General features: G+C 56.7%; 3 protein-coding genes and 1 pseudogene. 1 reads left to right on the forward strand and 3 read right to left on the reverse strand.

The window, feature by feature from the left end:
* Window positions 1-224: hypothetical protein (locus ACI2KS_RS29400; protein WP_404624537.1), on the forward strand; the 224-nt coding region annotated here is incomplete at its 5' end.
* Here ACI2KS_RS29400 and rpsL read toward each other — a convergent pair.
* From rpsL to rpoB, 3 genes and pseudogenes are all read right to left on the reverse strand, one after another.
* The gene (rpsL, locus tag ACI2KS_RS29405; protein WP_002555494.1) at window positions 217-588 is read right to left on the reverse strand and encodes a 30S ribosomal protein S12; all 372 of its coding nucleotides are present in this window, start codon (window positions 586-588) and stop codon (window positions 217-219) included. The two genes, ACI2KS_RS29400 and rpsL, sit on opposite strands and share 8 nt — an antisense overlap.
* A 207-nt stretch (window positions 589-795) precedes the next feature.
* Complete coding sequence (gene rpoC, locus ACI2KS_RS29410) at window positions 796-4,995, reverse strand: DNA-directed RNA polymerase subunit beta' (protein WP_404624538.1); 4,200 nt, start codon at window positions 4,993-4,995, stop codon at window positions 796-798.
* Between the two features lie 63 nt (window positions 4,996-5,058).
* A pseudogene (gene rpoB / locus ACI2KS_RS29415) lies at window positions 5,059-6,746 on the reverse strand (DNA-directed RNA polymerase subunit beta); the annotation flags it as partial.

Raw genomic sequence — 6,746 nt, forward strand, 5'->3', positions numbered from 1 at the left:
AATCCAACACGATGATCAAGAAATTCGCCACCATCAGGCTGCAGTATAATCAATCGACAACCACTACGCGCTTGGCTGCTACGCGTCTTCTTGGCATGGATAAGCCCTCAAACGGTCTTCAGGTTCGCTCGGAATCGGTCCCCTTTCGGGACGCCTCCGACCTTACTCTTATCGACTCAGAAAATAAGATGATTCAGTTTTTACAAAAAGCCGCTACTACTTAGGCTTCTTGGTACCGTACTTCGAACGACCCTGGTTACGGCCTTTAACGCCGGAGGTATCCAAGGAGCCGCGAACGGTGTGGTAACGAACACCTGGCAAGTCTTTTACACGGCCGCCACGAATCAGGACGACGCTGTGCTCTTGCAGGTTGTGGCCTTCACCGCCGATGTACGAGGAAACCTCGAAACCGTTGGTCAGGCGCACACGGCATACTTTACGCAGTGCCGAGTTAGGTTTTTTCGGCGTAGTAGTGTACACGCGAGTGCACACGCCACGACGTTGCGGGCAGTTCTGCAGCGCAGGCACGTCGGATTTCTCGACGATACGCTTACGCGGCTGACGTACCAGCTGGTTGATAGTTGCCATCTACTAGCTCCACTGTTGTCTTGCGACGCTATTGTCTTACAAGAAAAGCAAAATGGCAGGACATCAGTCCCGCCAGATTTAGGGGTACAAGAGTCTAAAGAGGATCTTGTCCCCAGTCAAGGCAAAGCCCCGACGTCGATGTCCACCCCTCCCCGACAGCGTGTGGCCTGTCGAGTCGGGATGCCCATCGAAATCGGGGCCCTACTCTCAATTACTGCTTGAGTTCAACGCTTCGGTCAGTGCGGCTTCAACTTCGCTCGCACTTACACGCAACGGTTTGTCAGCTTCACGACGACGCTTGCGCTCGCTGTGGTAAGCCAGACCGGTACCTGCCGGGATCAGACGACCCACGACCACGTTTTCTTTCAGGCCGCGCAGGTAATCGCGCTTGCCAGTCACAGCCGCTTCGGTCAGTACGCGAGTGGTCTCCTGGAAGGAGGCCGCCGAGATGAACGATTCGGTGGACAGCGATGCCTTGGTGATACCGAGCAGGACACGTGTGAACTTCGAAATGAATTTCTCGTCCTGTGCCAGGCGCTCGTTCTCGACCAGCACATGCGTCAACTCCATCTGGTCGCCCTTGATGAAGCTCGAATCGCCCGACTCGGCGATCTCGACCTTGCGCAGCATCTGACGAAGAATCGTTTCGATGTGCTTGTCGTTGATCTTCACGCCCTGCAGGCGGTAAACGTCTTGAATCTCGTTGACGATGTATTTCGCCAGAGCGCTGACACCCAACAGACGCAGGATATCGTGCGGATCGCTAGGGCCGTCGGAGATAACCTCACCACGGTTCACTTGCTCACCTTCGAAGACGTTCAGGTGACGCCACTTCGGAATCAGCTCTTCGTACGGATCGCTACCATCATTTGGTGTAATGACCAGGCGACGCTTGCCCTTGGTCTCTTTACCGAAGGCGATCGTACCGCTGACTTCCGCCAGGATCGACGCTTCCTTCGGACGACGCGCTTCGAACAAGTCGGCAACGCGCGGCAGACCACCGGTGATGTCACGAGTCTTGGAAGTCTCTTGCGGGATACGGGCGATAACATCACCCACGCCCACTTGAGCACCGTCCGCTACACCAACCAGCGCGTTCGCCGGCAGGAAGTACTGAGCCGGTACGTCGGTACCTGGCAGCAGCAGATCCTTGCCATCGGCGCCAACCATCTTGACCGCAGGACGAATGTCTTTGCCTGCTGCCGGACGGTCTTTGGCATCCAGTACTTCGATGTTGGTCAGACCGGTCAGTTCGTCGGTCTGGCGCTTGATCGTAATACCTTCTTCCATGCCCACGTAGGTCACGGTACCTTTCATTTCGGTAACGATTGGGTGAGTGTGCGGATCCCACTTGGCCACGATGGACCCAGCGTCGACCTTGTCGCCTTCCTTCACCGAAATCACTGCACCGTAAGGCAGCTTGTAACGCTCACGCTCACGACCGAATTCGTCGGCGATGGCCAGCTCACCGGAACGCGATACCGCGACCAGGTTGCCGTCCAGACGCTCTACGTGCTTCAGGTTGTGCAGGCGGACGATGCCGCCGTTCTTGACCTGGACGCTGTCGGCAGCCGAAGTACGGCTTGCCGCACCACCGATGTGGAACGTACGCATGGTCAGCTGGGTACCCGGCTCACCGATCGACTGTGCAGCGATTACGCCGACAGCTTCACCGATGTTTACCTGGTGACCACGAGCCAGATCACGGCCATAGCACTTGGCGCAGATACCGAAACGGGTTTCGCAGCTGATTGGCGAGCGCACGATCACTTCGTCGATGCTGTTCAGCTCGATGAATTCGACCCACTTCTCGTCTACCAGCGTGCCGGCCGGAACGATGACGTCCTCGGTGCCCGGCTTGAACACGTCACGAGCAATCACACGACCCAGAACGCGCTCGCCCAACGGCTCGACCACGTCGCCGCCTTCAATGTGCGGCGTCATCAACAAGCCTTGCTCGGTACCGCAATCGACCTCGGTAACCACCAGATCTTGTGCGACGTCTACCAGACGACGAGTCAGGTAACCGGAGTTAGCGGTTTTCAACGCGGTATCCGCAAGACCCTTACGAGCACCGTGAGTCGAGATGAAGTACTGGAGTACGCTCAGACCTTCACGGAAGTTCGCGGTGATCGGCGTCTCGATGATCGAGCCGTCCGGCTTGGCCATCAGACCACGCATACCTGCCAGCTGACGAATCTGGGCTGCGGAACCCCGCGCACCCGAGTCGGCCATCATGTACATCGAGTTGAACGACTCTTGGTCCACGGTATCGCCGTGACGGTCGACAACCTTCTCTTTCGAGAGGTTGGACATCATGGCCTTGGACACTTCGTCGTTCGCCTTGGACCAGAGGTCGATTACCTTGTTGTACTTCTCGCCCTGGGTTACCAGGCCTGAAGCGTACTGGCTCTCGATCTCTTTAACTTCTTCGGTCGCAGCATCGATGATGCGAGCTTTTTCATCAGGGATAACGAAGTCGTTAACGCCGATGGAAACACCCGAAATCGTCGAATAGGCAAAACCGGTGTACATCAACTGGTCAGCGAAGATAACGGTCTCTTTCAGGCCAACCACGCGATAGCACTGGTTGATCAGCTTGGAGATCGCCTTTTTCTTCATCGGCTGGTTGACGACGTCGTACGACAGACCTTTTGGCACAACTTGATACAGCAGCGCACGGCCGACAGTGGTGTCGACGATACGGGTGCCGCTCACGCTGCCGCCATCACGGTCATTGACGGTTTCGTTGATGCGAACCTTGACCTTGGCGTGCAATGCGGCTTCGCCGGCACGGAACACACGGTCAACTTCCTGCAGATCCGCGAACACACGACCTTCGCCCTTGGCGTTGATCGCTTCACGGGTCATGTAGTACAGACCCAATACAACGTCCTGCGACGGAACGATGATTGGCTCACCGTTGGCTGGCGACAGGATGTTGTTGGTCGACATCATCAGCGCACGTGCTTCGAGCTGGGCTTCCAGCGTCAGCGGCACGTGAACAGCCATCTGGTCACCGTCGAAGTCGGCGTTGTATGCCGCACAGACCAACGGGTGCAGCTGGATAGCCTTACCTTCGATCAGAACCGGTTCAAACGCCTGGATACCCAGACGGTGAAGGGTCGGTGCACGGTTGAGCAACACTGGGTGTTCGCGAATCACTTCGGCGAGAACGTCCCAAACCTCAGGCAGCTCGCGCTCGACCATCTTCTTGGCGGCTTTGATGGTGGTCGCAAGACCGCGCATTTCCAGCTTGCCGAAGATGAATGGCTTGAACAGCTCGAGAGCCATTTTCTTCGGCAGACCGCACTGGTGCAGACGCAGGGTCGGACCTACGGTAATTACCGAACGACCCGAGTAGTCAACACGCTTACCGAGCAAGTTCTGACGGAAACGACCTTGCTTACCCTTGATCATGTCAGCCAGGGATTTCAGAGGACGCTTGTTCGAACCGGTGATTGCACGACCGCGACGACCGTTGTCGAGCAGCGCATCCACAGCTTCCTGCAGCATGCGCTTTTCGTTGCGCACGATGATGTCCGGAGCGGACAGATCCAGCAGGCGCTTCAAACGGTTGTTACGGTTGATCACTCGACGATACAGATCGTTGAGGTCGGACGTTGCGAAGCGACCGCCATCCAGTGGGACCAGTGGACGCAGATCTGGCGGCAGAACCGGCAGAACGGTCAACACCATCCACTCAGGCAGGTTGCCGGAACCCTGGAAGGCTTCCATCAGCTTGAGACGCTTGGACAGCTTCTTGATCTTGGTTTCGGAGTTGGTTTGCGGAATTTCTTCGCGCAGACGGCCAATCTCGTGTTCCAGGTCGATAGCGTGCAGCAGCTCGCGGACAGCCTCGGCACCCATGCGGGCGTCGAAGTCGTCACCGAACTCCTCGAGGGCTTCGAAGTACTGCTCATCGTTCAGCAGCTGACCCTTCTCAAGGGTAGTCATGCCCGGATCGATAACGACGTAGCTCTCGAAGTAGAGAACGCGTTCGATATCACGCAGGGTCATGTCCATCAGCAAGCCGATACGCGACGGCAGCGATTTCAGGAACCAGATGTGGGCAACCGGCGACGCCAGCTCGATGTGAGCCATGCGCTCACGACGGACTTTGGCCAGCGCGACTTCAACGCCGCACTTCTCGCAGATCACACCGCGGTGTTTCAAGCGCTTGTACTTACCGCACAGGCACTCGTAATCCTTTACCGGGCCAAAGATCTGGGCGCAGAACAGGCCGTCACGCTCGGCTTTGAACGTACGGTAGTTGATGGTTTCCGGCTTTTTAACTTCACCGAACGACCACGAACGGATCATCTCAGGCGATGCCAATCCGATACGGATGGCGTCGAACTCTTCGACTTGACCCTGGTTTTTCAGCAAATTCAGTAGGTCTTTCAAGGCCTTTCCTCCTGGCGGAGCAGAGAGTGGTCATACCGACCCACTCTCGATTCGCGTCACGTGTTATTCGGTTTCCAGATCGATATCGATACCGAGCGAACGGATTTCTTTGATCAACACGTTGAAAGACTCGGGCATGCCCGGCTCCATACGGTGATCGCCGTCCACGATGTTTTTGTACATCTTGGTACGACCGTTCACATCGTCCGACTTCACTGTGAGCATTTCTTGCAGAGTGTATGCCGCGCCGTATGCTTCCAGCGCCCAGACCTCCATCTCCCCGAAACGCTGACCACCGAACTGCGCCTTACCACCCAGCGGCTGCTGGGTAACCAGGCTGTAAGAACCAGTGGAACGCGCGTGCATCTTGTCGTCCACCAAGTGGTTCAGCTTCAGCATGTACATGTAGCCAACAGTGACCGGACGCTCGAACTTGTTACCGGTGCGACCGTCGAACAGTTGCATCTGGCCACTGTCCGGCATGTCCGCCAGGCGCAGCATCGCCTTGATTTCGCTTTCCTTGGCACCGTCGAAAACCGGGGTTGCCATTGGAACGCCGCCACGCAGGTTCTTCGCCAGATCGAGGATTTCCTGATCGGACAGGTCATCCAGGCTTTCCTGACGGCCGCCGATTTCGTTATAGATCTCGTTCAGGAACTTGCGCAGCTCAACGACTTTACGCTGCTCTTCGAGCATGCGGTTGATCTTCTCGCCCAGACCTTTGGCCGCGAGGCCCAGGTGAGTTTCGAGAATCTGACCAACGTTCATACGCGAAGGTACACCCAACGGGTTGAGGACGATATCCACAGGCGTGCCATTGGCATCGTGCGGCATGTCTTCAACCGGCATGATCACGGAGACCACACCCTTGTTACCGTGGCGACCCGCCATTTTGTCACCCGGCTGGATACGGCGACGAATGGCAAGGTAGACCTTGACGATTTTCAGCACGCCCGGAGCCAGGTCATCGCCTTGCTGCAGCTTGCGCTTCTTGTCTTCGAACTTGTCGTCCAGCAGACGGCGACGATCAACGATGTAAGCCTGAGCCTTCTCGAGTTGTTCGTTCAGCGCGTCTTCGACCATGCGCAGTTTGAACCACTGCCCATGCTCGAGACCATCGAGTACTTCGTTGGTGATTTCCTGACCTTTCTTCAAGCCAGCGCCGCCTTCGGCAGTGCGGCCAACCAGAGCAGAACGCAGACGTTCGAAGGTTGCACCTTCGACGATACGGAACTCTTCGTTCAGGTCTTTACGGATTTCGTCCAGCTGGCTCTTCTCGATGGACAACGCACGAGCATCACGCTCAACGCCGTCACGAGTGAATACCTGTACGTCGATGACAGTACCTTTGGTACCGGTAGGTACGCGCAGGGAAGTGTCTTTAACGTCGCTGGCTTTTTCACCGAAGATCGCACGCAGCAGTTTTTCTTCTGGTGTCAGCTGGGTCTCGCCTTTCGGAGTGACCTTACCTACCAGAATGTCGCCCGCGCCGACCTCGGCACCTACATAAACGATACCGGCTTCATCCAGCTTGTTCAGCGCTGCTTCACCCACGTTCGGGATGTCAGCGGTGATTTCCTCTGGACCCAGCTTGGTATCACGCGCCACACAGGTCAGTTCCTGAATGTGGATCGTGGTAAAGCGGTCTTCCTGAACCACACGCTCGGACAGGCAGATGGAGTCTTCGAAGTTGAAGCCGTTCCATGCCATGAACGCGATGCGCATGTTCTGACCCAACGCCAGTTCACCCA

This window comes from Pseudomonas sp. NPDC087358 (genome assembly GCF_044900785.1).
GTDB lineage: Bacteria > Pseudomonadota > Gammaproteobacteria > Pseudomonadales > Pseudomonadaceae > Aquipseudomonas.